Raw genomic sequence first — 24148 nt, 5'->3', positions numbered from 1 at the left:
GGCCCGGGGAGTCGGTGGAGAGGGGCTCCGCCCGTTCGATAGCCGAGCGTGACTCATTCCGTGATCACGTTGTTACGGCCGCCCGGCGTCCTTCTCGCTCACCCCGGCGGAGTCGAACGTGGCGACCTCGTGCAGGACCCGCGCCGCACCCTGGACCAGCGGCAACGCGAGAAGGGCGCCGGTCCCCTCGCCCAGCCGCAGCTCCAGGTCGACCAGGGGCCGCAGGCCGAGGGACTCGACGGCGGCGGAGTGGCCGGGCTCGGCCGAGCGGTGTCCGGCGACGCAGGCGCCGAGGGCGTCCGGGCACAGCGCGGCGGCGGCCAGGGCGGCGGCGCCGGCGATGACGCCGTCCAGGACGACGGGGACGCGCAGGGCCGCCGCGCCGAGGACGAATCCGGCGATCGCCGCGTGCTCCAGCCCGCCGACCGCCGCGAGGACCTCCATCGGCGCCTTGCCGTGCCCTTCCGCCAGCCCGTGCTTGTCCAGCGCGGCGCGCACCACCTCGACCTTGCGCGCGTGGGTGGCGTCGTCGATGCCGGTCCCCCGGCCGGTGACCCGCTCGGGCGGCAGGCCGGTGAAGGCGGCGATCAGCGCGGCGGACGCGGTGGTGTTGGCGATCCCCATGTCCCCGGTGATCAGGCACCGGGCGCCCCGCGCGCGGAGTCGTCCGGCGACCTCGATGCCGGCCTCCACGGCGCGCCGCGCCTGCTCGGCGGTCATCGCGGGACCCGCGGTCATGTCGGCGGTACCGGGCGCGATCTTGCGGAGGAGCAGGCCGGGGGCCTCGTCCAGCTCGGCGGCGACGCCGATGTCGACCACCGTGACGTCCGCGCCGACCTGGGCGGCGAACGCGTTGACGACGGCGCCGCCCGCCAGGAAGTTGGCGACCATCTGCGCGGTGACCTCCTGCGGCCACGGCGTGACGCCCTGGGCGTGGACGCCGTGGTCGGCGGCGAACACGGCCACGGCGGCGGGCTCCGGCAGCGGTGGCGGGCACTGCCCGGCCAGCCCGGCGAGCCGGACCGACACCTCCTCCAGGACGCCGAGGGACCCGGGCGGCTTGGTGAGCCGGGCCTGGAGGTCGCGGGCGTCCCGCATGGCCGCCTCGTCCAGGGGGGCGATGGAGGCGACGGTCTCCTCGATCAGGTTCATGGCGTCCTTTCCCATGTCAGATGCCCAGCTCACCGAGCACCTCCAGCAGCCGGTCGTTGGACGGGCGGTCGCGCACGGCGATCCGCAGCCAGTCGGAGCCGAGCCCCGGGAAGGTGTCTCCGCGCCTGACGGCGTAACCGCGCTGCCTCAGCAGGGCCCTGATGCCCAGGGCGTCCGGCACGCGCAGGCACAGGAACGACGCGCGCGCTCCGGGCACGACGTACAGGCCCCTCGCCGCCAGCTCCGCGGCCAGCCGGTCGCGTTCGGCGGCGAGCTCGACGGCCCACGCCTCCCCTTCGGCGACGGCCTCGGGGCCGGAGCAGGCCTCGATGGCGGCGAGCGCCGGGGTCGACACCGCCCAGAGCGGCTGCGCCTCCGCCAGCCGTCCGATCAGGGCGGGGTCGGCCAGGACGTAACCGGCGCGCAGCCCGGCGAGGCCCCACGTCTTGGTCAGCGAGCGGATGACCACGACGCCCGGGGGCAGCCGCGCGGCGAGGCTCTCCGGCTCGCCCGGGACGCAGTCCATGAAGGCCTCGTCGACCACGACGGTCCGGCCGGGCGCGGCCAGCGCGGTGAGCGCGCCGGCCGGGTGCAGGACGGAGGTCGGGTTGGTCGGGTTGCCGATCACGACGAGGTCCGCGTCGTCCGGGACGGCTCCGGGGTCGAGGGTGAAGTCCTTCCCGAGGACCAGCCGCTCCACCTCGTGCCCGGCGGCGCGCAGCGCGGCCTCCGGCTCGGTGAACTGGGGGTGCACCACGACGGCCCGGTGCGGGGTGAGCACCCGTGCGAGCAGCACGAACGCCTCCGCGGCCCCGGCGGTGAGCAGCACCTCCTCGGTCGACCTGCCGTGCCGGGCGGTGACCGCCTTGCGGGCCGGACGGGGGTCGGGGTAGGCGGCGAGGTCGGCGACGGACGCGCGGATCCGCTCGGCCAGCCACTCGGGGGGCGTCCCGGTGCGGACGTTGACGGCGAAGTCGGCGAGGCCGTCGCCGACCTCCGCGTCCCCGTGGTGGCGCAGGTCGATGTCGGCGGGCTCGGTCACGGCCGCTCCGCCTCGTAGTAGAGCAGCGCGTTGACGGCGGCGGCCGCGACCGCGGACCCGCCCTTCTCCGAGACGTTGCTGAGCTGCGGCAGCCCGCTCGCGCGCAGGGCGTCCTTGGCCTCGCAGGCGCCGACGAAGCCGACCGGCATCCCGATCACCAGGGCGGGGCTCACCCGGCGGGTGATGATCTCGAAGACCGCCTCCGGCGCGGAGCCGACCACCCAGACCGCGCCCGGGCCCACCTCCGAGTACGACAGCCGGACCGCCGCGGCCGACCGGGTGATGCCGGCGGCGCGCGCCATCCGGGCGGCGGCCGGGTCGGCGGCGTGGCAGACCGCCTCCCGGGCGGTGATCCCGGCGGCGACCATGCCCTCGTCGGCGACGATCGGCGCACCGGCGCGCAGCGCGGCCCAGCCCTGGGCGAGGGACTCCTCCGTGGTCACCAGGTCGACCGCGTACTCCAGGTCGGCGGTGGCGTGGATCACCCGCTCGGCCACCGCCCGCCACAGCGGCGGCATCGGGGACAGGTCGACACGGGACCGGAGGACCTCGTACGAGCGGACCTCGATCGGGTGGGGCCGGCGGACGGTCAACTGCGCTCCTCCACAACTCCGGGCAACGCGGAGATGGTCTCGATGGGGCGGCTCGTCCGGGAGGTCGGCCGCTCGGGGGTCCGGGCGTCGCGCTCGCCCCAGACGACGATCACGGGCTCCCCCGCCTCCGCCCCCGGGTCCAGCGGGGCGGCCTGGAGCCGGACGGCGTCGGCGGCGAAGCCCTGCCCGCCCAGTTCGTCCAGTATGGCGCGAGCCTCGGCGGGCGTCGCCAGGACGACGATCCGGGCGGGGCGAAGGGCCGCGCAGACCCGGACGGCCTCCGGCCCGCCACGGCCGAGGAAGACGGCGTCGGGCACGGGGAGGTGTTCGGCGCTGGACCGGACGTCTCCGGACGCCATCGCCACCTTGACGCCGTGCAGGCGAACGTTCTCCCGCACCCGCGCGCACGCGGCGTGGTCGCGGTCGACGGCGACGACGGCCGCGCCGAAGCGGGCGCACTCGATGCCGACCGAGCCGTCGCCGGACTCCACGTCCCACACCATGTCGCCGACCTTGGGGCCGAGCTTGGCCAGGACGAAGGCGCGCACCTCCGGGCGCGGGCCCGGTCCGCCGCCGAAGGCGTCCGCCGGCAGCGCCCACCCGGCCGGGCCCGGCGCCGGCCCGCCGACCCAGCCCGCCTCTCCCAGCGCATGGCGGTTGTCCAGAACGAGCACGACCTCGGGGTCGTTCCACGGACGGGTGGTCGCCTCCGCCGGACGGACGTAGACGACACGCTCCTTGGGGCCGCCCAAGTCCTCGCAGACGACGAACGAGCGCGGCGTGACCGGGAACAGCGCGCGTGCCAACTCGGATGGTCCAGCGCCCGGCTCGGTCAGGACGGCCACTTTCGGATGGGCGCGGCACGCGTTGACGGCCTGCCTCAGATGCCCGTCCTTGGCGGAGACGACGAGAGCGTCGTCCCAGGGCAGGCCTGCCTGGGCGAAAGCCCGCGCCACCACGGGCGTCCCGGGAAAGGCCTCAGGCGCGTGCCCCGCTTCGAGCAGTTCGCGGACGACGCCGAAGTAACCGGGATCGCCGTCCACGACGAGCACGACGTCCTCTTTGCTGACGTCGACGCCTTCGAGCGCTTCCAGGAAATCCGTGGTGGCGACCGTGCGGGCATCCGGCGCCAGGGGAAGCCCGTCGAGATGCCCGGCGGCGCCCACCACCAGCGTGGCGCTCTCCAGAGCCGCCCTGGCCCCCTCCGGAAGGGGCGACCCGTCGCGGCCGACGACCGTCAGCATCGCTACCTGGCCATCCGCCCGTACATGCCGACCATGCGGTCTCCTGCCGCGTCCAGGAGCACCACCTGGGCGGCGACCGGACTGGCCGCCGTGCCCGCCGCCTCTGCGGCGAGGCGTTCGAGGCCCTCGGCCGTCCTGCGGCACAGCTCGCGCCCGCACGGGCCGAGCTTGCCGGCGGCGTCCCACAGCGCGTAGACGTCCTGGACCGCCTCGGCCTGCGCCACGCGGCCGGCCAGGGCGGGCCCGCAGTCCATGTCGAGCGTGATCGATTCCAACAGGCCCGCGGCGCCGCCGAGGAACGCGGCCTGCTCCGCGATGCGGGCGACCATGACGACCTGCCCGTACCCGGCCTTGACCGCCTCCTGCAGCCGCTCCGCCGAGACCGGGACGAAGCTCGCCTCCGGCACGTTCGGCAGCATCCGGCGCGCGGCCTCGCCCGCGCCCTCTCCGTACATCACGAGCGTCCTGTCAGCAGCGGTCACCTGTGCCGTCCCTCCTGGTCGTCGGCGACGAGCTTTCCCGAGGCGCTGCCGGGGCGGCGCGCTGGCGCGCCGACGAGAGGCGGATCGGTCGCGATGCGGCTGAAGACGACCATGTCGCGGCTGACGCCCTCGGAGTCGCGCTCGCCGCCGCGCGCGACGCCCTCGCGCACGTAGCCGGCCTTCTCCGCGACGCGGATCGAGGCGGGGTTGTTGACCATCGCGCGCAGTTCGACGCGGAACAGCCCGCAGGTGCGCAGCGCCCAGTCGGAGATCAGAGAGAGCGCCTCGGTGGCGTGGCCCCGCCCGCGCGCGCTCGGCCGCATGCCGTAACCGACCTCGCACGTCAGGTGCGTCCAGTTCACCCTGAACAGCCCGATGGTGCCCACCAGGTCGCCGGTGTCGCGGTCCGCCGCCGCCAGATGGACGCCCAGGCCGAACCGCTGGACCTTGTGGACGCCCTCCCGCAGGAACCAGGCGATGGGCTCGGCCTCCAGGACGTCCGGGAAGTTGGGGGGCAGGTAGTCCTCCCCGGCGCGGATCGCCTCGATCAGCGCGGGCGCGTCGTCGAGGCCGAACGGTCGCAGGACGAGCCGCTCGCCTTCCAGGCGCACGCTCTCCTCGAACGCGTTCACGCGCGCTCCCCTCACGTCGCCCGCCGCGCACCGCCGACCGTACTGCGCCGGCCGCCCCACACAATAGGCTGTCGCGGTGAGCTACCAGCGCCTGTCCCCGGACGAGCGGCGCGCCCAGATCCTGGACGTCGCGCGGCGGATGTTCACCGAGCTGCCGTACGCCGAGGTGTCCACGGCCGCGATCGCGCGGGAGACCGGCGTGCAGCGCGGCCTGATCCACTACTACTTCGGGACGAAGCGGGAGCTGTTCCTCAAGGTCGTGCAGGGCCTGACGGCGTCGGCCGCGATGCAGGCCCCGCCGCCGGACGAGCGGCTGACGCTCCCCGCGGCGGTCGAGCTGTGCGTCGACCTGTTCCTCGACACGGCCGAGCGCAACGCGACGACGTGGTTCGCGGCGCTGGACGCCGAGGGCTTCGGTCAGGACCCCGAGCTCCTGCGCATCGTCAACCGGTTCCGGGACGAGACGGTCGAGCACATGCTCGCCGTGCTGCGGGTGCCCGAGCCGACCGAGACGCTGCGTGCCGTGCTGCGGGCCTACTCGGGGCTGGCGGACGCGGCGACGCGCCAGTGGCTCCAGGAGAAGACGCTCGACCGCGACCAGGTCCGCACGCTGCTCACCAGGTCGCTGCTCGCGCTCGTCAGCGACATCGGCCCCGCGCTGGAGAAGCCCCCGCGGGGTTAGCGGCGGGCTAGGCGACGGGGGTCTCGCCGGTTCCGGGGACGGCGAACCAGACGGCCTTCCCGCGCACGGGCGGCCCGAGCCTGGAGAGGGTGCGCCGCAGCCCCCAGCGCCCGGCCGACAGCTCCCGGACGATGCTGAGCCCGCGCCCGCAGTCGCCGGACGTCCACGAGTAGCCGGGCAGGCCGGCGTCGGCGTAGGTGTCGAAGACGGCGCACCGCACCTCGCCCGCCGCCCCGTCCCCCATGTAGAGCCACAGCTCGTGCGGGCCGTGCTCGCCGGCGTGCTGGTGGGCGTTGGTGGCCAGTTCGCTCACCATGAGCTGGGCGTCGGCGATCCCGTCCGCCGGCGCCCCGAGGGAGGCGAGGGCGTCGCGCAGGACGCGCCGGGCGTAGCCCGCGCCTCCCGGGCCGCCCGGCAGGGCCCACACCCACCCGGGCGCGCCGTCGCCACGGACGGGCTCGACGCCCGTCATGGCGTCGGCCATGGTCTCCGCCGTCAGGTCGGCTGGCATGCTCTTCACGGTTCCTCCCGCGGAATCGTGCGAGTGGGACGGACCGGGCCGGCGGACCGCGTTCGTCACTGTGGGTCCACGACCGATCACGCATCCCAGCGTGACGTGAGATTCTCACAACCGCAACACCCTTCATGGAATTGCTCTGCCCTTCCTGCCGGGTTCGTCAATCGCGTTGTGACGGGCGCCGGGAGTGATAAAGACTCCACTCCCATGACCTACCGCCCCACCGTCCGTGGCCGCCGTCTCGCCCGGGAGCTCCGCAAGCTGCGCGAGGAGCAGGGCCTGACGCTGCAGGAAGTGGCGGACCGGCTCGACTGGTCGAGAGCCACCGTCTCCCGCCTGGAAACCAGCCAGACCCGCCCCAAACCCGGCGACATCGCCGACATCCTCGACCTCTACGGAGTGCCGAGCCCGGACCGCGACGCGCTCATCACGCTGGCCCGGCAGGCCGGCCAGCGCGGCTGGTGGACCGCCTACCAGGACGTCTTCGCGGGCAGCTACGTCGCGCTCGAGGACGAGGCCTCCCACATCCGCACCTGGGACCCGCAGCTCGTGCACGGCCTGCTGCAGATCGAGCCGTACTCCCAGGCCGTCATCAGGGCGGGCCGGCTGCTGCCCTCCGAGGAGGAGATCGAGCGCCGCATCGCCGCCCGCAAGATCCGCCAAGCCCTCCTGGACCGCGCCGACGCGCCGCGCCTGGAGGTCATCTTCGACGAGGCGGTGCTGCACCGCCCGATCGGCGGCCAGGAGGTGATGCGGGCCCAGCTGGAGGCCCTCGCCACCGCCGCGAAAATCCGCCCATCCGTGACGATCCAGGTACTTCCGTTTACAGCAGCGGAGCATGCGGGCTTGGACGGACGTTTCACCATATTGTCGTATCCGGACCCCGCAGACCCCGATATCGCCTACGTCGAGGGGACCATGGGTGACGTTTACCTTGAGAGCGCCGAGGCAATAGCAAAACATAGGGATCGCTTCCAACGGATCGTGGACGCGGCCCTGTCCCCCGAGGATTCCGCGCACCTCATCGCCGAGGCAGCAAGGAGCAGCCTGTGACCCACCTCCACCGCGAACTCACCCTGGCCGTCTGGCGCAAGTCGTCCCGCAGCGGAAGCGGAGACCAGTGCGTCGAGATGGCGGCCCTGTCCAGCGGCCTTCGCGCGGTGCGCGACTCCAAGGACCCCGCCGGCCCCGCCCTGGTGCTGACGCCGTCCGCCTGCCGGAGCCTGCTGGACACGATCAAGGAGAGCTAGCGAGCGGTGGCGGGGCCGCGGCGAAGGACGCCGCGGCCCCGTTCCGTGCCCGCCGGGAGCCCGCACCCCTTCCCGAGAAACTAGAACGTGTTCTAGTATCGCCGGTGCGTCGACTACCGGAGGGTGCAACGTGACCGCGGAACTCAAGCTCGGCATCAACGTCGGCTACTGGCAGCGCGACCCCGAGGACCAGACCGAGACGGTCCTGGCCGCCGAGCGCTGCGGCTACGACTCGGTGTTCACCGCCGAGGCGTACGGCTCGGACGCGTTCACCACGCTCGCCTGGTACGGCGCCCGCACGTCCCGGATCAAGCTGGGCACGGCCGTGGTCCAGATGTCGGCGCGGACCCCGGCGGCCACCGCGATGCACGCGCTCACGCTGGACGCGCTGTCGGGCGGGCGCGTCATCCTCGGGCTCGGCGCCTCCGGCCCGCAGGTGGTGGAGGGCTGGTACGGGCAGCCGTTCCCGAAGCCGCTCGCCCGCACCCGCGAGTACCTCGACATCGTGCGGCAGGTGTGGCGCCGCGAGGCCCCGGTGACCAGCGAGGGCCCGCACTACCCGCTGCCCTACCCCGGCGGGTCGGGCCTCGGCAAGCCGCTGAAGTCGATCGCCCACCCCCTCCGCCCGGAGATCCCCGTCTACCTGGGCGCGGAGGGGCCGAAGAACGTCGCGCTGTCCGCCGAGATCACGCAGGGCTGGCTGCCGCTGTTCGTCGACCCCGAGCAGATCGAGCCCGTGTTCGGCGCGTCGCTGGCCGGCCGCCCGGAGGGCTTCGAGATCGCCGCGACCGTCACCACGATCGTCACCGACGACCTCGCGTCCGCGCTGGAGTTCGCCAAGATCCCGCTCGCCTTCTACATCGGCGGGATGGGCGCCAAGGACCGCAACTTCCACCTCGACCTGATCGGCCGGCTCGGCTACGCGGAGGAGGCGGGGCGCGTCCAGGAGCTGTTCCTGAGCGGCCGGCGCGACGAGGCGATCAAGGCCGTCCCGGACGGGCTGGCCGACGCGATCTCCCTCCTCGGCCCGCTCGGGCGGATCAAGGAGAGGCTGCAGCTGTGGCGCGACAGCCCGGTCACCACCCTCCTGATCGCCGGGGTGAAGGACGAGCCGACCCTGCGCGCCATCAAGGAGATGGCCGACGCCTGAGCGGCCGGGCTCCCGGGCGGCCGGGCCCTGGAGATCAAGAACACATCATCGCGCGGAATGGAGGTAGGGACCTGGGTGCTGCACGGAATGCACCCAGGAGAGACGCAGACTGGAGATGGGACACACGATGTCCACGCAGGAGGACGCCGCCCGGCTTCTCGTCAGGATCCTCGAGGCGGAGGGCGTCGAGTACGTCTTCGGCATCCCGGGCGAGGAGAACATCCATTTCGTCGACGCGCTGAACGACTCGCCGATCCGCTACATCCTCGTCCGGCACGAGCAGGGCGCCGCGTTCATGGCGGAGATCTACGGCCGCCTCACCGGCAAGGCGGGCGTGGCCTCCGCGACGCTCGGCCCCGGCGCGATCAACCTCCAGCTCGGCGTCGCGGACGCCACCACCAACAGCACGCCCGTCGTCGCGATCTCCGCCCAGGTCGGCCTGGACCGCATCTACAAGGAGTCGCACCAGATCGTCGACCTGGTCTCCCTGTTCCGCCCGATCACCAAGTGGTCGGAGCTCGCGCCCCGGGCGGAGGCACTGCCCGAGATGGTCCGCAAGGCGTTCAAGACGGCGCAGACCGAACGCCCCGGCGCCGTCTACCTGGCGATCCCGGAGGACGTGGAGTCGGCCAAGGTGCCCGCCGACCTCGGGCCCCTGCCGGTCAACGTCGTCCGCCCGCAGGAGCCGTCGGCGTCCCAGATCGCCCGCGCCGCCGACGTGCTCGCCCTCGCCCGGCGGCCGATCGTCCTGGCCGGCCACGGCGCCACCCGGGCCCGCGCGAGCGACGCCCTCGTGTACTTCTCCGAGCACCTCGGCCTGCCGGTCGCCACCACCTTCAACGGCAAGGGCGTCTTCCCCGACGACCACCGCAACGCCCTCGGCGCGTTCGGCTTCATGCGCCACGACTACGTCAATCACGGCTTCGACGAGGCGGACGTGCTGATCGCGGTCGGCTACGAGCTCCAGGAGTTCGACCCCGTCAAGATCAACCCGAACGCGGACAAGAAGATCATCCACATCCACCAGTCGCCCGCCGAGGTCGACGACCACTACCCGGTCGAGGTCGGCATCCAGGGCGACATCTCCCGCTCGCTGCGCGCACTCGCCGACTCGGTCCACCGCCGCTTCGACGTGAACGGCACGGACCGTCCTCCAGCCCCCACCCACCACCATCCAAAGGACGAGCTCCGCTCGACGGGCCAGAGGATCCGGGAGATGCTCCGGGAAGAGTTGGCCGAGGGGGCGGCCGAGGACGGCTTCCCGCTCTCCCCCCGCCGCATCGTCGCCGACGTCCGCGCCGCCATGGGCCGGGGCGACATCGTCCTCGCCGACACCGGCGCGGTGAAGATGTGGATGGCCCGCATGTACCCGACCTACGAGCCGAACACGCTGCTGGTCTCCAACGGGCTGTCGTCGATGGGCTTCGCCGTCCCCGGCGCGATCGCCGCCAAGCTCGCCCACCCGGACCGCAGGGTCCTGGCCGCGACGGGCGACGGCGCGTTCATGATGAACTCCCAGGAGCTGGAGACGGCCGTCCGCGAGAACATCCCGATCACCGTGCTGATCTGGGACGACTCCGCCTACGGCCTGATCGAGTGGAAGATGGACCTCGACCTCGGGCGCAGTTCGAACATCAGGTTCGGCAATCCCGACTTCGTCCGGTACGCCGAGAGCTTCGGCGCCCGCGGCTACCGCGTCGAGTCGGCCGCCGAACTGCTCCCCACCCTCCGCAAGGCACTCGCGGACGACACGGTCTCGGTCATCGCCGTCCCGGTCGACTACTCCCACAACCTGCAGCTGACCGACAAGCTCGGCGACCTCACCGGTCCCTTCTGACCCGGGCTCCGGTGCGGGCGGGTCACGCGCGGCAGATGATCTCGCCGTGGGTGACGGAGTACCAGCCGTCCTCGGCGGCGGCCCACGCCTTCCAGCCCTCGTAGACGCGCTGGAGTTCGGCGCGGGTGGCGTGGCCGCCAGCCACGGCGTGGTCGGCGACGGACGACCTGATCAGTCGGCCGCCCCACGACTCGCTCCACCACTCCCGCTCCTCCGGGGTGGCGTAGCACCAGGCCGAGGCGGACGCGCTGACCTCGGTGAACCCTGCGGCGCGGGCCCAGGAGACGAGGCGGCGGCCGGCGTCGGGCTCGCCGCCGTTGCCGCGCGCGACCTTGTAGTAGATCGGCAGCCAGGCGTCCATGCCGGGCGGGTCCGGGTACCAGACCATGGTGCCGAAGTCGGCCTCGCGCACGGCGACGATCCCGCCCGGCCTGGTGACGCGGCGCATCTCGCGCAGCGCCTGGACGGGGTCGCCGACGTGCTGGAGGACCTGGTGGGCGTGGACGACGTCGAACGTGCCGTCCGGATGGTCCAGGGCGTGGACGTCGGCGACCGCGAACTCGACGTTGTCCAGTGAGGCGGTGTTCCTGCGGGCCTCGTCCAGGACGGTCTCGGCGGAGTCGGCGGCGACGACGCGTCCCGGCGCGACGCGTTCGGCGAGCCCGGCGGTGATGGTGCCCGGCCCGCACCCGACGTCCAGCACCGACAGGCCCGGACGCAGGTGCTCGATCAGGTAGGCGGCGGAGTTCTCGACCGTGCGCCACTGGTGCGCGCTCAGCACGCTCTCGTGGTGCCCATGGGTGTAGGTCGCCTTCGCGGTCATGGGGTCACCTCTCTGTGTCCAGGTGCCCTCCACCGTACGACCACTTCTCATACTTTGAGAAGTGCGTATCATTATTTGAGATGAGCAGGCGTGAAAAAAGGGACCGAGGTGTCGGCCTCGGTCCCTCTGCGGGGTCGGTTCGTCAGGCCGCCACGGGGACGCGGCGGCGGGGCATCGGCTGCGGGCGCACGGGCAGTGCCTCGACCACCGCGAGCGGGGGCGCGGTCTCGGCGTAGGCGTTCAGCGCCGCATGGGGAAGCTCGGTGAGCCACGGCTCCACGACGGTCCGCTCGGCGGGCCCGTACAGCCGCGGGTGAGTGAGATGGAACGTGCCGGTCGCTGCGCTCACTGCCAACGCCCCTTCCTTAGCCCGGTGGGGCCGCGCCTGTGCGAACGCCACCGTCTGTCACATACCCCTAGGTACGTAGTTGAAAGCAACTTGGTTCGACACTTGTTCCCGGTGTCTCCCAAATCACAAGGTCAACGCTACGCGGAGGGTCTGACATTCTCGACCCCTTATCCGGCTAGTCCGGACGGGGCGCCGGGTCGGCGGTCACGGAGCGCAACAGCGGGCGGCTCAGCGCGCTCGCGCCGATGATGCCGCCGAAGCCGAGGACGACGAACCCGGCGAGCCCCGCCAGTCCGGAGAGCCCGAACCCCCGGGCGAACGGCAGGCTGATGAACAGGCCCGCCAGCAGGGAGCCGCCGCCCATGACGGCGAGCGGGATCAGCGTCTCCTGGCGGCGCGCCCGGTCGAGCACGGACAGTGGCGTCCCGGCGAGGCGCAGCATCGCGTACGCCTGCCTGCGGTCCAGGACGGCGGACGCCCCGGTGATGCCGGCGCTGGTGATGGCGAGCAGGAACGAGACGGCGAGGACGATCAGCGCGCCGGTGCGCAGGTCGGCCAGCAGCCGGTCCCCGGTCACCTCGTCGTCCGCCGGCGCGGTGGCCGTCCTCCCCGGGACGAGGCCGCTCAGCGCCGTGCGCGCCCGGTCGACGGCGGCCGCACCGCCCGAGACCTTGACGACCACTACACCGGTCGCGATGGCAGGACCGGCGGCGGCCGGCGGGCCGTCCCCGGTCTCGGTGCGGCGCACCGACACGTCCGCGCCGAGGCCGGCGAGCCTGCCCCGCGCCTGCTCGGCGACCGCGGCGGACCGCGCGTACGGGACGGCCAGCCTCAGCTCGTCCCGCGCCTCGCCGGTGGACGCGGGGGCGTTCAGCAGGGCGAAGAACCCTGCGATGAAGCCGGTGAGCGCGACGCCGGCGACCGTCCGCCAGGCCGAGCGCGGGTCGTCCACGAGGCGGCGCCCGGCGAGCAGCCGGGCCGGGCCGCGGGCCGCCGCGACCGTCAGGTGGCCGATGACCGCCACCACCCACGGGCCCGCGAAGTTGATCGTAAGGAAGGCCAGCACGAGGAAGACCATCAGGATGACCATCCCCGCGCGGCCCATGTCGACCAGGCCGCCGCCCACCGCGCCGAACGCGGCCACGACGGCGAGCAGCGCGACGATCCGGACCGCCCGCATACCGGGCGGGGTCTCGCGGCGCGCGACGCCGAGCGGGCCGACGACCACGCGGCGCAGGCCGGCGACGGCGCTGGCGCCGACGAGCAGGGGCACCGCCGCGAGCACGCCCGCGAGGACGGCCGGACCCGGCCACAGGTCGCCGGCGAACCAGCCGCCGCCCGCGATCGTGATCCGGGCGAGCGCCGGGACCGCCGCCGCGTAGAGCGCGAGCCCCGCCACCGCGCCCGCCACCGCCGTCAGCACCGCCTCGGCCGCGGTGATCGCCACGACCTGCCCCGGGGTGGCGCCGACCAGCCGCAGCGCCGCGAGCCGGGCGTCGCGGCGGGCCACGGTGAGCCGGGCCGCGGCCCCGCCGAACACCAGCAGCGGGACGACCATCAGCACCGAGGCCAGGCCCGCGAGCCACAGGTAGATGCCGGCGCTCCAGGACGCGCCGGTCGCGAACCGGTCGATGCGGGTCGGGCCTCCGCTGGTCCCGAGGTGCTCGACGGCGTCCCGGTCGGCGGTCATGGCGGGGTCGTCGGCGGTGCGCCCGACCACGGCGACGAGCTCTCCGGGATGGACGAGCGCGCCGCGTCCGAGCGCGCCGCGTCCGAGCGTGCCCGCCGGGCGGGGGAACCGCTCGGCGAGCCGGTCGGCGGGAAGCTCCGCCATCAGGCGGGCCAGGGCGGGCGACGTCCAGACCTCGCCGGGCTTCGGGAACCGGGGCATGCCGGGCGGCACCGGGGCGTCGCCCCTCAGCGCGGCCAGGTCGACGACCGTGATCGGCTTGCCCTGGACGTAGTCGGTCGACAGCGCCTCTATCGCGGAGGGGTCCGCGCTCGTCCCGCCCGGATGCCGCCATGCGTCGGCGTGGGCGCGCTGGAGGAACGCGTGGTCGGCGCCCGCCGCGAACAGCAGGAGCCCCGTCGAGACGGCGACGGCGGCGAGGGTGAGGAACGTGCCGAGCATGCTGTTCCGGCCGCCGCCGCGCAGCAGCCGCCAGGAGAGCTGCACTGCCGCGCGCATCAGGCCGTCCTCCGCATGGGGTGCTGGATGCGGCCGTCGCGGACCTCCAGGACGCGGTCGCACCAGGCCGCCACGGCGGGGTCGTGGGTGACGACGACCAGGGACGCGCCGTTGTGCTTGGTGGCGTCCACGAGCAGCCGCATGGTGTCGTGGCCGGTCGCCTGGTCGAGCGCGCCCGTCGGCTCGTCCGCGAACACGACCGCCGGGCGCGGCGCGAGCGCGCGGGCGATCGCGACGCGCTGCGCCTGGCCGCCCGACAGCTCGCCCGGACGCCGGCGCTCCAGCCCGTCCAGTCCGAGGGGCCGGAACCAGGACCGCGCGGCCTGCTCCGCCTCCCGCCTGGACGTGCCGCCCAGCATCAGCGGCAGCGCGACGTTCTCCACGGCGGGCAGCTCGGGGAGCAGCTGCCCGAACTGGAACACGAACCCGAACCGGCTGCGCCGCAGCGCGCTGCGCCGGCGCTCGCCGAGCGTGTCGATCCGCTGGCCGAGCAGGTGCACCTCCCCCGCGTCCGGCGGCAGGATCCCGGCGAGGCAGTGCAGCAGCGTCGACTTGCCCGACCCGGACGGCCCCATGATCGCGACGGCCTCGGCGCGGTCCACGGCCAGGTCGACGCCGTCCAGGGCGACGGTCGCCCCGAACCGCTTCACCAGCCCGCGGCCGGACAGGACGGGCTCGCTCACGCCGCCTCCCCCCGCTCACCCGACGGGCTCGGCTCGCCCGAGGGGCGCAGTTCCACGACGTTGTCGGGCGGACGGGTGCGGCGGCGGTTCCGGATCGACTCGGCGATCTCCATGGCGGGCATCACGACGCCGCCGTAGACCACGAAGACGGCGAACGCGGCGGCGAGGGGAAGGTAGATCAGGTACATGCCCCCAGCGTGCGCCGCGCCGCCGCCCGGCCGCATCGGACGCGGGGCCGTACCCAGCGCCGCCGGATCGGCCGAACGGCCGATCCGCCGGTCCGCATTGAGTCGTACGCTCCGTGAACGTGAGCGACATAGGGGCACGGCTGGACCGCATCCACTCGGTGGGCGGCTGCCTGGTGCGCGCGGCTTACGCCGGTTTCGCGGCCCTGTACCTGCTGGGGTGCACGGCCGCGGGGATCCGGCACGCTCCGATCCTGGGGATGGTGTTCATCGCGGCGGTGGCCAACGCCGCGGCGGTCTCCGGGCGCCGCTTCCTGTTCTGGGCCGCCGCGGCCGGGGCGCTGTCGGCGCTCGGCACCCTGTACTTCGGGACGGCGGTCCGGCCGGAGCTCGCCGCCCCGAGCCTGTTCGCCGAGATCGGCGGCCTGCTGATCGTTCTCGCGCGGGTGGTGTGGAAGGCCCACCGCGACCGGCTCGTCCCGCTCGCGGTGCTGCTCGGCGCGGCGGTCCTGGCGACGCCGCTGCGCTGGTCGCTGATCGCGGCGGCGCTGTTCACCGCCCCGCTCGGCATCACCGTGGCGGTCGCGCTCGGCGTCGGCCTCTACCTGCGGGCGCTGGACGCGCGGCGGGCCAGGTCGCTGGCGGCGGCGCGGCGGGACGAGCGGCTGGAGCTGGCCCGCGACCTGCACGACTTCGTCGCCCACCACGTGACCGGCATAGTCGTCCAGGCGCAGGCGGCGCGGTTCACGGCGCAGTCGGGCGCCGCGCAGACGCAGGAGCAGCTCGACCGGATGCTCGGCGAGATCGAGAAGGCCGGCACCGAGGCGCTCACCTCGATGCGGCGCATGGTCGGGCTGCTGCGGGACGCCCAGAACGTGAACGCGCCGGACGGGGAGGCCCTCCCCTCCGGCGGCGCCGGAACCCGGCCCGTCGGCGGCCTCGCGCAGCTCGAAGAGCTCGTCGAGGGGTTCGCGCACCCGCCCGCCGCGCTCACGCTGGAGCCAGGGCTCGGCACGCTGCCGCCCGAGGTCGCGGCGTCGGCGCACCGGGTCGTCCAGGAGGCGCTGACCAACGTCCGCAAGCACGCCGCCGACGCGGCGAGCGTGCGGGTCTCGCTCGCGCGGGTGGGCGGCGACGTCGAGATCGCTGTACGGGACGACGGGCGCGGGCGCGGCGGCAGGCGGCTGCCGTCCGGCGGGTTCGGGCTCACCGGGCTGGCCGAGCGGGTCGGCGCGCTCGGCGGGCGGCTGCACGCGGGCCCGCGCCCCGAGGGCGGGTGGGAGGTCGTCGCGCACCTGCCCGTTCCGGACGGATGACCGTATCGGCGGATGACTGGGGATGCTGACACAATCGGCAGGGTGACCATCCGCGTACTGATCGCCGACGACCAGGAGATGGTCCGGACCGGGTTCCGGATGATCGTCGATTCGCAGCCCGACATGGAGGTGGTCGGGGAGGCCGCCGACGGCGCCGAGGCCGTCGCGCTGGCCCGCCGGCTGCGTCCCGACGTGTGCCTGTTCGACATCCGGATGCCGCGGATGGACGGCCTGGAGGCGACCCGCACCCTCGCCGGCCCCGGCGTCCCCGACCCGCCGCGCATCGTGATCGTCACGACGTTCGACATGGACGAGTACGTGTACGGGGCGCTGCGCGGCGGCGCGGTCGGGTTCCTGCTGAAGGACAGCGGGCCCGCGCTGCTGGTCGAGGCCGTCCGCGCGGCGGCGAACGGCGGGTCGCTGGTGTCGCCGTCCATCACCGTCCGGCTGCTGGAGCAGTTGGCGAAGCCGCGCGCCCGGGCCGTCCCGCCGCGCGAGCCGCTCACCGACCGGGAATTGGACGTGGTCCGGCTCGTGGCGCGCGGCAAGACGAACGAGGAGATCGCCGCGGAGCTGTACGTGTCGCTCTCCACGGTCAAGACGCATCTCGGCAGCGTCAACCGCAAGCTGAACACGCGGAACCGGGTCGCGACGGCCGCGTGGGCCTGGGAGTCGGGCCTCATGACCTGACGGCCCCGGCGGGGAACGCGGACGGGGGAACACGGGAGACGGGGGAGGCTGGGCACTGGCACCGGAGTCGATGAACGGGCTGCCCGTGACCGTCCTGGTCGTATGGGTGCTGTGCGCGGCGGGCTGGGGCGCGGTCCTGCTGGGCCTGCGGCGCGGGCTGCGCGGACCGGCCCGGGGGCCCGCCCTGTTCGCGCACACCGCGACCCCGGCGGCCGTCGTCCTGCTCTTCGCCCTGATCGGCTTCGGGTCGCTGCCGGCGACGATCGCGCTGACCGCCGAGTGGTGGGCGCTGCTGGCGGTGACCGGGCTCCGGCCCGAACGGCTGCTGTCCACAGGTGGCCTCGGGCGCCTCGCCGCCTGGGCCGCCGTCACCGCCGCCGCGACGTGGGCTGCGACCCGGCTCGTCCTGCACATGTGACGATCCGGTAAGGGCCCGAACCCGCGTTGGGCCGCGTCGGTCAAACGTACGTAGTATCCAAAACAGGCAACGGCAAAGGCCCTGGGGAGGTGGATCATGCCGTGTGCGCTGTGCGGCGACATCATCCCGACGGAGGTCGACCGGTGCCCGGCCTGCGGCGCCTGGGCCCGGCGCCGCGACTTCCGGGCCGTGGGCGTGGCCGTGTTCATGCTGCTCGGCTTCAACGCGTTCGTGGCCCTCGGCTCGGGGATCAGCCTGCTCAGGCTGGCGCGGCCGCTGCACGGCGCGACGCACGACAGCTATGACGCCGCCGCCACCGGCAAGGCCCTCGCCCCCTACGCGGACGTGTTCACGATCGGCGCGATCATGGCGGCGGTCACCGGCCTGCTGTACCTCACCTGGCTGTGGCGGGCGTTCCAGCAGTCCCCCGGCCCGCACCGGCACCACCGCGCCTGGGTCCTGCTCGGCTGGTTCCTCCCGGTCGTCAACCTGTGGGTGCCGCCCCGGGTGGTCTATGAGGTCTGGGTGAACAGCGGCCGGTACCGGACGGCCGAGCGCCAGGGCGCCGCGCTCGTCGTCGCGGGCTGGTGGGGCTGCGCCCTGCTCGGCCTCGTCCTCGGCCGCGTGTTCACGCACGGCAGCGTCGAGACCCTCGCCGACGCCCGCCTCGACGTGCACGTCGGCGTCGCCGCGGCCGCCTTCCAGGCCCTCGCCGCCGCGCTCTGCATGGCCACCGTCTTCCAGATCACCCGGATCCAGATCACCCGGTGAGCCGGGCGGCGCGGGTCAGCCCGGAGCGGGGCCGGAGCTGCCCTGGCTGGTGTGCCAGAGGGCGGTTCTCGGGGGCCGCTTGATGGCCGGGCCCGCATGGCCGATGTCGGAGTACGGCGACATCGCGAAGCCCGTGGGCTGGACGATGCGGCGACCCACCGGCCGGCCGTGGCCGTCCGTTCCCGCCATCGCCGCGCGGAGGGCGTCCGGGCCGCCGCGCCGCCACTCCTCGTGCAGGGCGTTCAGGTCCCAGCAGGCGTTCGCGGTGATCGAGACGGCGCGGGCCCCGGCGCGGCGGAGCCGCCCCCGGGCGACGAGCAGCCAGGAGCCGAACACGGTGGCGGCGCACCTGTCCTGCACCGACTCGAAGAACGTGAGGTCGACCGGGCCGGTCGCGTCGTCCAGCGTGGCGAAGATGACGCGCTGCCCCGACCTGACCGCCGGGGTCTGCGTCGCGACCTTGACCCCGGCGACCAGGACCTCGCTCTTGTCCGGACGTCCCGGCAGGTCGGCGGCGCGGACGACGCCGAGCCCGGCGAGCAGTCCGGCGTAGAAGCTCATGATGTGCCGGCTCACGTCCATGCCCAGGATGTCCAGCTCCGCCTCCACCACCTCGGCCGGCGTCATCGGCGGCAGCTCGCCCGCCGGGATCTCCTCCGCCAGGTCGGCCGCCACGTCGATGAGGGCGCCCTCGCCGTCCTCGCGGCCGAGGGGGAGCTGCCCCTCCGGGATCCGCGCGGGACGGGCGGTGACCCGGTCGAGGGCGCCGACGCGGCACAGCAGGTCGCGGCGCGGGACGCCGTCGTAGATGGCGTCGAACGCACCCGCCAGGACGAGCCGCTCGGCGATCGGCCGCGACACCCGGGCGCGGCGCCAGAAGTCGGTCAGCGACCGGTACGGCCGGGCCCCGGTGATCCTTCCGATCTCCGCCTCCGAGATTCCCTTGACCTCGCTCAGCGCGACCCGGATCCCGGCCGGGCCGCCCGCCGCGACGGGTTCGGCGCGCCACTCCGCGTCCGAGCGGTTGACGTCCAGCGGGAGGATCGGGACGCCGAAGTGCCGCGCGTCGTCGAGGATGACCCGCTTGGGGTACATGCCGGGGTCGTGGGTGAGGACGCCGGCGTAGAAGGCGGCGGTGTGGTGCCGTTTCAGCCAGGCCGACTGGTAGGTGGGCAGCGCGAACGACGCGGCGTGCGCCTTGCAGAAGCCGAACGCGCCGAACGCGGTCAGCATCCGCCAGACGCGCTCGACGGTCGCCCCGTCGTAGCCGCGCGCCAGCGCCCGCTCCCGGAACCAGTCGCCGACCACGGCCTGGCCCCGCTCGTGGTTCAGGCTCCGCCGCGCCGCCTCCGCCGTGGACAGGCCGCAGCCGGTCATCACGTCGAAGACGCGGAGCACCTGCTCGTGGAAGACGACCACGCCGAGGCTCTCGCGCAGCGCGGGTTCGAGGTCGGGGTGCGGGTAGGCGGGCTCCCGGTCCCCGGCGCGGGCCTCGAGGAACGGCGTCACCATGTCGGAGTTGACCGGGCCGGGGCGGAACAGCGAGATGTCGATGACGAGGTCGTCCAGGTCGCGGGGCTGGAGCCGGCCGATCAGCTCCCGCTGGCCGGGCGACTCGATCTGGAAGCAGCCGAGCGTCCGGGACGTGCGCACCAGCGCGTACGTCGCGGGGTCGTCGCGCGGGACGTCCTCCAGCGCGATCCGCTCCCCCGTCACCCGGGCGGCCTCCGCCACCGCGTGCGCCATCGCCGACTGCATCCGCACGCCGATGACGTCGAGCTTCAGCAGCCCCATCGCCTCGACGTCGTCCTTGTCGAACTGGCTCATCGGGAACCCGACGGCGGCGCTCTCGACCGGCGTCCGGTCCCGCAGCGTCGGGTTGGACAGCAGGACGCCGCACGGGTGCATGGCGATGTGGCGGGGCAGCCCGTCCAGGCGCTCGGCGATGCGGAACAGCACCTCCAGGCGCCCCGCCGCCAGGTTGCTCTGCCGCAGCTCGGGCAGGTCGTCCAGGGCGGCGCGAATCTGGTTCGCCCGGATCCGCGGGAACGCCTTGGCGATCGCGTCGATCTCGTGCGGCGGGAGCCCGACGGCGTTGCCGACGTCGCGCAGCGCGCTGCGCGCCCGGTAGGTCTCCATCATCGACACGCACGCCGTGGCGTCCGCGCCGAACCGGTCGAACAGCGCCTGGTAGGCCTCCAGCCGCCGGGCCGACTCCACGTCCAGGTCGATGTCGGGCAGGCCCTCGCGGCTGTCGGCGAGGAACCGCTCCATCACGAGGTCGTGCCGCAGCGGGTCCAGGTCGCTGATGCCGATCAGGTGGTTGACCAGGCTGCCCGCGCCCGAGCCGCGGATCGCGCAGCGGATGCCGCGCGCCCTGATCAGTGCGGCGGCGTCGGCGACGGTGAGGAAGTACGGCGCCAGGCCCTTGCGGCCGATCACGCCGAGCTCGTGGTCGAGCCGGGCCGCGGCCTCCCGCGACCCGTCGAGCCCGCGCCGCGCCATCCCCTCGGCGCACAGGGCGGCGAGCCGGGCGTGCGGATCGCCCTCGACGGCCGGCAGGTGGACCTCGTCCATGCCGAGGTCGCGGGCGGGGTCGAGGACGCAGCGCTCCGACAGCCGCCGGGTGGCCGCGAGCAGCGCGTCGGCCTCCTCGGGGCCGCAGCTCGCCTCCGCGACCCGGCGCATCTCGGGGACCGACTTCAGGTACGCCTGGCCGGTGCGGTCGTCCAGGTGCCGCCGGTCGAGCGGGACGAGGCGGCGCGTCACGTCCAGGACCTGCGCGACCGGGTGGTCGGACGGGTCCAGGTAGCGGACGGCGTTGCCCAGCACGGCGGGCACCCCGGCCTCGCGGGCGAGCGCGAGCATCCGCGCCGCCCGCGGCCCGTCGCCCCTGTCGCGGTGGTCGACGATCTCGATCACGGTCTCGGCGGTGGCCCGCCACGCCGCCAGCCGGGCCGCCGCCACGTCCGGGCGCCGCCCGGTGAGGGCCCGCCCGACGTCCGACGCGGGGCCGAGCAGGACGACGAGGCCGTCGGCGTGCGCGCCGACCATCTCCCTGGTCACCAGCGGGCGGCCGCGCCGGCCCGCCGCGTGCGCCGCCGTCACCAGCCGGCACAGCGACCGCCACCCGGCGCGCCCCTCGGCGAGGACAACGATGCGCTCGTCGCCGGTGGAGGCGACCCTGAGGTCGGCGCCGACGACGGCGCCGATCCCCGCGTCCGCGCATGCGCGGACGTGCCGGACGGCCCCGTACAGGCCGTCGCGGTCGGTCAGCGCCAGCGTCTCCATGCCGAGGACCGCCGCGCGCTCCGCCAGCGCCGCGGGCGGCGCGACGCCGAACCGGAGCGAATAGGACGAAGCGACATGAATATGCACGTCAGTCCCATACCCGGGATAGCAGCCAGCTGTCGGCGGCCACGTCATAACGCAGCTCGTAGACGCCGATCTCCCGCTCCGGGGTCGCCTCGACCCGCCAGAACTCCCGCTCGCCGGTGGCCTCGCCGTCGGGCTGCCGCTCCCGCCACCAGTCGCGGGTCGTGACCCAGTGCTCCAGCACCCGCCGGACGGTGTAGAGCCGGCCACGCCAGACGAACCGGACCGGACGCCCGTCGCTCACCCAGACGTCGACCGGATCGCCGAACACGCGCGTCATCTGCCTCCCCCTCGCGCTCACCGCACGGGGGAAGACATGCGGAACTCGAACAGACGTTCGCATCCGAGTCTAGGGAACCCCCGGCCCGGGGGGCAAGGCGGGGTCAGCCGAGAAGGGTGTGGATGCGGTCGGCGACCTCGTTGAGCCGGGCGACGTCGGCCATTCCCCCGGCGGGCCACAGGTAGTACCAGCCGTCGCCGGACGGGGTGGCGAGGACGATCAGGTGCCGCCCCGTCCCCGGCATGGAGACGGCCAGCAGCGACTCCCCGGGCCCGGCGAACCGCCAGGCGAGGCCCCGGGCCTCGACCTCGCACGCGAGCGCCGCGAGGTGACGCCGGCGCACCTCGGCGATCTCCCGCCCACCGACTACAGACACATCAGCCGCCTCAGCAGGTCCGGCCGCCGCGATGACCTTGTGCGATCACCCGGCGACGGTTGGTGACCGGTCCTCAGCATGACCCGGATCCGGGGCCCGCGGAGGGAGAATCCCAAAGGTGGGGACGGGTGTACCCCGCCCGTAAGGGGATGGTCCGCGGGAGCGGTGGGAACGGACCGGCGTGTTATGCGCCAATCACCCCACACCAGGTTTTCCGGTCCCCGGAACCCGGCCCGCATGCGGAGGTCCTGTCCGTGATAGAAGCCTCTGTGAGGCGGGCATGGCCCGCGTCAGCCAAATAGAAGGAGCGAGCCGATGAGCGCCGTCCCCGCCGGCGACCCGTCAGGCCACACGGATCACGGCGTCCGCGGGCACGGCCCCGAGCAGGGCCGCGCCCTCGCCGGGCTCCGCGAGCGCAAGAAGCAGCGGACCCGCCTCGCCCTCATCGACGCGGCCCTGGACCTGTTCCTCGCCAAGGGGTACGAGGCCACGACCATCGACGAGATCGTGGCGGCGGTGGAGGTGTCGCAGCGCACCTTCTTCCGCTACTTCGGCACCAAGGAGGACGTGGTCACGACCTTCCTCACCGAGCACGACCAGGTGCTGGCGGAGGCGCTGGCGGCCCGCCCGCCCGACGAGCGGCCGTTCACCGCGCTGTTCGAGTCGCTGCGCGTCGTGCTGCGGACGATCGCCGAGAGCGACCCCGCCGACGGCGCCCGGTTCCGGCGCGTCCGGCAGGTGATCGAGGCGACGCCGGCGCTGATGGCGGCGCAGATGGCGCGGTACTCGGCGTCGGCGGAGGCGCTCGCCGCCGAGATCGCGCGCCGCGAGGGCGTCGACATGGAGCAGGACCTGCGGCCGCGGATCGTCGTGTCGTTCTACCTGGCCGCGGCCAAGGTCGCGTTCGAGGACTGCGCCCGCCGCGACATCTGGGACGCCGGGACCGTCGCGGCCCGCGTGGAGGAGGCCGTGGCCCTCGCCGGCCGGACCATGCGCGACTGGGTGTGAGCCCCGGCGGCGGATTCGAGCGGATTCGAACGGCCCGCGGGCGGAATAGCCCGTAGGGGCGACCGGGTTTTCCGGGAGCGTCCACGCGAACCTACCCGTCAGGAGAACGACATGCGCGCGATCGTCATCACCCGCAGCGGCGGCCCCGAGGTCCTGGAGGCGTCCGAGCGCCCCGCCCCCGAGCCCGGGCCGGGCGAGGTGCTGATCGACGTGGCGGCCGCCGGGGTCAACTTCATCGACGTGTACTACCGGACGGGCGCGTACCCGCAGGAGACCCCGTACACGCCGGGCGTCGAGGCGGCCGGGACGGTCGCGGCGGTCGGCGAGGGCGTCCGGGAGTTCTCGGTGGGCGACCGCGTCGCCTGGGCGAACGTGCAGGGCGGCTACGCGGAGAAGGCCGTCGTCCCCGCGGACAAGGTCGTCCCCGTCCCCGACGGCGTCGAACTGGAGGACGCGGCCGCGTCGCTGCTGCAGGGCATGACCGCGCACTACCTGACCCGGTCGACCTACCCGGTCCAGGAGGGCGACACCGTCCTCGTGCACGCGGGCGCCGGCGGGATGGGGCTCCTGCTCACGCAGGCGGCCACGTCGCTCGGCGCCAGGGTGCTCGCGACGGCGTCCACCCCGGAGAAGGAGAAGCTGGCGAAGGACGCGGGCGCGGACGCCACGATGGGCTACGACGGCTTCCCCGCGCGGGTGCGGGAGCTGACCGGCGGCGAGGGCGTCGCCGTGGTGTACGACGGCGTCGGGGCGCCCACGTTCGACGGGAGCCTGGACAGCCTCCGGCGGCGCGGCACCCTGGCCCTGTACGGGGCGGCGGGCGGCCCCGTCCCGCCGTTCGACCCGCAGCGCCTCAACCGGGCCGGCTCGGTGTTCCTGACCCGGCCGTCCCTCACCCACTACGTCGCGGACCGCGAGGAGCTGCTGGAGCGCGCCGCCGCCGTCTACGCGTGGGTCGAGTCCGGCGCCGTGAAGGTCCACGTCGGCCGCCGCTACGACCTCGCCGAGGCCGCCGCCGCCCACGCCGACCTGGAGGCGCGGCGGAGCACCGGCAAGCTCCTGCTGATCCCCTGACCGTCCCGGGCCGCGCCGCCGCCTCCCTTAG

26 protein-coding genes are annotated in these 24148 nt (G+C 74.2%); 11 read left to right on the top strand and 15 right to left on the bottom strand.

Going from position 1 to position 24148, the window contains the following annotated elements; all coding sequences use genetic code 11:
- Window positions 1–72 precede the first annotated feature (72 nt).
- From cobT to AB0C21_RS11275, 6 genes are read right to left on the bottom strand one after another with little or no spacing between them, the layout of a single operon-like run.
- Window positions 73–1185: a nicotinate-nucleotide--dimethylbenzimidazole phosphoribosyltransferase gene (gene cobT, locus AB0C21_RS11300; RefSeq protein WP_500203904.1), complete on the bottom strand. Its 1113-nt coding sequence runs from the start codon at window positions 1183–1185 to the stop codon at window positions 73–75.
- Window positions 1169–2194: an Rv2231c family histidinol phosphate aminotransferase CobC gene (cobC, locus tag AB0C21_RS11295; RefSeq protein WP_500203903.1), complete on the bottom strand. Its 1026-nt coding sequence runs from the start codon at window positions 2192–2194 to the stop codon at window positions 1169–1171. The genes cobT and cobC overlap by 17 nt, the downstream gene beginning before the upstream one ends.
- Window positions 2191–2787 carry a precorrin-8X methylmutase gene (locus AB0C21_RS11290; protein WP_500203902.1) on the bottom strand — a complete coding sequence of 199 codons (597 nt, stop codon included), beginning with the start codon at window positions 2785–2787 and terminating at the stop codon, window positions 2191–2193. Before AB0C21_RS11290 ends, cobC begins: the two co-directional genes overlap by 4 nt.
- Window positions 2784–4031, bottom strand: coding sequence for a bifunctional cobalt-precorrin-7 (C(5))-methyltransferase/cobalt-precorrin-6B (C(15))-methyltransferase (locus tag AB0C21_RS11285; RefSeq protein WP_500203901.1), 1248 nt, complete (start codon window positions 4029–4031; stop codon window positions 2784–2786). The genes AB0C21_RS11290 and AB0C21_RS11285 overlap by 4 nt, the downstream gene beginning before the upstream one ends.
- A 2-nt stretch (window positions 4032–4033) precedes the next feature.
- Window positions 4034–4513, bottom strand: coding sequence for a hypothetical protein (locus tag AB0C21_RS11280; RefSeq protein WP_500203900.1), 480 nt, complete (start codon window positions 4511–4513; stop codon window positions 4034–4036).
- A complete protein-coding gene (locus AB0C21_RS11275; RefSeq protein ID WP_500203899.1) occupies window positions 4510–5145 on the bottom strand; it encodes a GNAT family N-acetyltransferase in 636 nt (211 codons plus the stop codon). Before AB0C21_RS11275 ends, AB0C21_RS11280 begins: the two co-directional genes overlap by 4 nt.
- 76 nt (window positions 5146–5221) lie before the next feature.
- On the opposite strand from AB0C21_RS11275, the gene AB0C21_RS11270 reads away from it, so the two are divergent.
- Window positions 5222–5827, top strand: a complete 606-nt coding sequence (locus tag AB0C21_RS11270) for a TetR/AcrR family transcriptional regulator (protein ID WP_500203898.1) — start codon at window positions 5222–5224, stop codon at window positions 5825–5827.
- 7 nt (window positions 5828–5834) lie between these two features.
- On the opposite strand, the gene AB0C21_RS11265 is transcribed toward AB0C21_RS11270, so the two are convergent.
- Window positions 5835–6338, bottom strand: coding sequence for an ATP-binding protein (locus tag AB0C21_RS11265; RefSeq protein ID WP_500204100.1), 504 nt, complete (start codon window positions 6336–6338; stop codon window positions 5835–5837).
- Between the two features lie 213 nt (window positions 6339–6551).
- Here AB0C21_RS11265 and AB0C21_RS11260 point away from each other — a divergent pair, with 213 nt between their 5' ends.
- The 4 genes from AB0C21_RS11260 (at window position 6552) to AB0C21_RS11245 (ending at window position 10581) form a co-directional block, all read left to right on the top strand.
- A complete protein-coding gene (locus AB0C21_RS11260) occupies window positions 6552–7397 on the top strand; it encodes a helix-turn-helix domain-containing protein (RefSeq protein ID WP_500203896.1) in 846 nt (281 codons plus the stop codon).
- Window positions 7394–7594, top strand: coding sequence for a DUF397 domain-containing protein (locus tag AB0C21_RS11255; RefSeq protein ID WP_149261424.1), 201 nt, complete (start codon window positions 7394–7396; stop codon window positions 7592–7594). Before AB0C21_RS11260 ends, AB0C21_RS11255 begins: the two co-directional genes overlap by 4 nt.
- Before the next feature lie 130 nt (window positions 7595–7724).
- Window positions 7725–8744, top strand: coding sequence for an LLM class F420-dependent oxidoreductase (locus tag AB0C21_RS11250; protein WP_500203895.1), 1020 nt, complete (start codon window positions 7725–7727; stop codon window positions 8742–8744).
- 127 nt (window positions 8745–8871) lie between these two features.
- Window positions 8872–10581 (top strand): acetolactate synthase large subunit, encoded by a 1710-nt coding sequence (locus tag AB0C21_RS11245; protein WP_500203893.1) that lies wholly within the window; start codon window positions 8872–8874, stop codon window positions 10579–10581.
- A 22-nt stretch (window positions 10582–10603) separates the two neighbouring features.
- Here the strand turns inward: AB0C21_RS11245 and AB0C21_RS11240 are convergent, their stop codons facing one another.
- The 5 genes from AB0C21_RS11240 to AB0C21_RS11220 form a co-directional block, all read right to left on the bottom strand.
- Entirely contained in the window at window positions 10604–11404 is an 801-nt protein-coding gene (locus AB0C21_RS11240) for a methyltransferase domain-containing protein (RefSeq protein ID WP_500203891.1), read from the bottom strand.
- A 142-nt stretch (window positions 11405–11546) separates the two neighbouring features.
- Window positions 11547–11753: a hypothetical protein gene (locus AB0C21_RS11235; RefSeq protein WP_149261420.1), complete on the bottom strand. Its 207-nt coding sequence runs from the start codon at window positions 11751–11753 to the stop codon at window positions 11547–11549.
- A gap of 175 nt (window positions 11754–11928) precedes the next feature.
- Entirely contained in the window at window positions 11929–13941 is a 2013-nt protein-coding gene (locus tag AB0C21_RS11230; RefSeq protein ID WP_500203890.1) for an FtsX-like permease family protein, read from the bottom strand.
- Entirely contained in the window at window positions 13941–14624 is a 684-nt protein-coding gene (locus tag AB0C21_RS11225; protein WP_500203889.1) for an ABC transporter ATP-binding protein, read from the bottom strand. Before AB0C21_RS11225 ends, AB0C21_RS11230 begins: the two co-directional genes overlap by 1 nt.
- Window positions 14621–14812, bottom strand: a complete 192-nt coding sequence (locus tag AB0C21_RS11220; protein WP_149261418.1) for a hypothetical protein — start codon at window positions 14810–14812, stop codon at window positions 14621–14623. Before AB0C21_RS11220 ends, AB0C21_RS11225 begins: the two co-directional genes overlap by 4 nt.
- A 119-nt stretch (window positions 14813–14931) precedes the next feature.
- Here AB0C21_RS11220 and AB0C21_RS11215 point away from each other — a divergent pair, with 119 nt between their 5' ends.
- The 4 genes from AB0C21_RS11215 to AB0C21_RS11200 all read left to right on the top strand — a co-directional run bounded on the left by AB0C21_RS11215 (window position 14932) and on the right by AB0C21_RS11200 (window position 18004).
- A complete protein-coding gene (locus AB0C21_RS11215; protein ID WP_500203887.1) occupies window positions 14932–16125 on the top strand; it encodes a sensor histidine kinase in 1194 nt (397 codons plus the stop codon).
- Window positions 16126–16167: 42 nt separating this feature from the next.
- Window positions 16168–16815, top strand: coding sequence for a response regulator (locus AB0C21_RS11210; RefSeq protein WP_500203886.1), 648 nt, complete (start codon window positions 16168–16170; stop codon window positions 16813–16815).
- A gap of 70 nt (window positions 16816–16885) precedes the next feature.
- Window positions 16886–17233, top strand: a complete 348-nt coding sequence (locus tag AB0C21_RS11205; protein WP_500203885.1) for a hypothetical protein — start codon at window positions 16886–16888, stop codon at window positions 17231–17233.
- Window positions 17234–17329: 96 nt separating this feature from the next.
- On the top strand, window positions 17330–18004 hold the full coding sequence (locus AB0C21_RS11200; RefSeq protein WP_149261415.1) for a DUF4328 domain-containing protein: 675 nt from the start codon (window positions 17330–17332) through the stop codon (window positions 18002–18004).
- Between the two features lie 15 nt (window positions 18005–18019).
- Here AB0C21_RS11200 and AB0C21_RS11195 read toward each other — a convergent pair whose 3' ends face one another.
- From AB0C21_RS11195 to AB0C21_RS11185, 3 genes are all read right to left on the bottom strand, one after another.
- On the bottom strand, window positions 18020–21382 hold the full coding sequence (locus AB0C21_RS11195) for a DNA polymerase III subunit alpha (RefSeq protein WP_500203884.1): 3363 nt from the start codon (window positions 21380–21382) through the stop codon (window positions 18020–18022).
- A 1-nt stretch (window position 21383) separates the two neighbouring features.
- Window positions 21384–21659 (bottom strand): DUF6504 family protein, encoded by a 276-nt coding sequence (locus AB0C21_RS11190; RefSeq protein WP_500203883.1) that lies wholly within the window; start codon window positions 21657–21659, stop codon window positions 21384–21386.
- 103 nt (window positions 21660–21762) lie between these two features.
- The gene (locus AB0C21_RS11185) at window positions 21763–22035 is read right to left on the bottom strand and encodes a hypothetical protein (protein WP_353818399.1); all 273 of its coding nucleotides are present in this window, start codon (window positions 22033–22035) and stop codon (window positions 21763–21765) included.
- A gap of 315 nt (window positions 22036–22350) precedes the next feature.
- Here AB0C21_RS11185 and AB0C21_RS11180 point away from each other — a divergent pair, with 315 nt between their 5' ends.
- Both AB0C21_RS11180 and AB0C21_RS11175 read left to right on the top strand, forming a co-directional pair.
- The gene (locus tag AB0C21_RS11180; RefSeq protein ID WP_500203882.1) at window positions 22351–23043 is read left to right on the top strand and encodes a TetR family transcriptional regulator; all 693 of its coding nucleotides are present in this window, start codon (window positions 22351–22353) and stop codon (window positions 23041–23043) included.
- 111 nt (window positions 23044–23154) lie between these two features.
- Window positions 23155–24117 carry a quinone oxidoreductase family protein gene (locus AB0C21_RS11175; RefSeq protein ID WP_149261411.1) on the top strand — a complete coding sequence of 321 codons (963 nt, stop codon included), beginning with the start codon at window positions 23155–23157 and terminating at the stop codon, window positions 24115–24117.
- Window positions 24118–24148 lie beyond the last annotated feature (31 nt).

Origin of the sequence: Spirillospora sp. NPDC049024, from assembly GCF_040649235.1 — a bacterium.
GTDB lineage: Bacteria > Actinomycetota > Actinomycetes > Streptosporangiales > Streptosporangiaceae > Spirillospora.
The sequence above is the reverse complement of the archived record's forward strand: the minus strand, read 5'-3'. Positions and strand labels throughout refer to the sequence as shown.